Below are 515 nucleotides of genomic sequence, written 5' to 3' on the forward strand. Positions count from 1 at the left end.
GTTGCCCTGTGCCATCTCCCCCTGGGAGGGGAACCCGGACTTGTCGATCAGCTTCTCGTAGAGCTCCGCCGAGTTGGTGAGGTTGCCGTTGTGCGCGAGCGCCACGGTCCCGTGCGGGGTGGCGCCCAGCGTGGGCTGGGCGTTGGCCCAGTGGGACCCGCCCGTGGTGGAGTACCGGCAGTGGCCCACGGCCAGGTGCCCGGTCAGGGTCGTGAGGGTCGCCTCGTCGAAGACCTGCGAGACGAGGCCCATGTCCTTGTACACCGCGATGCGGTTGCCGTCGCTCGCGGCGATGCCGGCCGACTCCTGGCCGCGGTGCTGCAGGGCGTAGAGGCCGTAGTAGGCCAGTTTCGCGACCTCCTCGCCGGGGGCCCACACGCCGAACACGCCGCACGCGTCCTGGGGGCCCTTCTCTCCGGGGAGCAGGTCGTGGCTGAGTTGTCCATCAGGGCGAACCACGTCGATCAGCCTTCTCTCGAGCTTCGGGGGTCGGTGGGCCGGGGCGCGTCGCCCGG

General features: G+C 70.9%; 1 pseudogene. It reads right to left on the minus strand.

The annotated features are described in order from the left end of the window. Positions 1-459: pseudogene (locus RF645_RS13430) on the minus strand (amidophosphoribosyltransferase); the annotation flags it as partial. Positions 460-515 lie beyond the last annotated feature (56 nt).

This window comes from Kocuria sp. CPCC 205260, from assembly GCF_040981045.1.
Lineage (GTDB): Bacteria > Actinomycetota > Actinomycetes > Actinomycetales > Micrococcaceae > Kocuria > Kocuria palustris.